We start from the raw sequence: 313 nt of genomic DNA on the forward strand, positions 1-313 counted from the left end.
CTCCTGGGGTTCCCGCCGAGGGGAGGGCATCGGCCGACGCGCCATTGCAGGGCGAGCCGTCGGCTCCGGGATTGACGGGCCTCACGCCGCCGCTCACCGATCCGAAGGACATGGATAGCACGATCGGATTGACGGTGGACGACCACTTTTCGGCGTCTGACCTGGACGTGGACGGCGGGGCGTATCCGCAAGCCCGTGAGGATTTGTCAGTGCAGGCGTTTGGAGAGCAGGAGCAGGTTTCGCGGCCGGCCACGCCGATGGAAGCCGATAGCGCTCCTGGATTTGCTGCCGCCGACTGGGGAGCGATTGAGGA

The 313-nt window shown here is 66.5% G+C and carries 1 protein-coding gene; it reads left to right on the forward strand.

The genetic code is table 11. The features are described 5' to 3' along the window. Nucleotides 1-71: 71 nt before the first annotated feature. Nucleotides 72-313, forward strand: a 242-nt coding sequence (locus ACWGS9_RS35645) for a hypothetical protein (RefSeq protein WP_454509539.1), incomplete at its 3' end; no start/stop codon positions are given.

Source organism: Mesorhizobium sp. Arg314, from assembly GCF_053714275.1.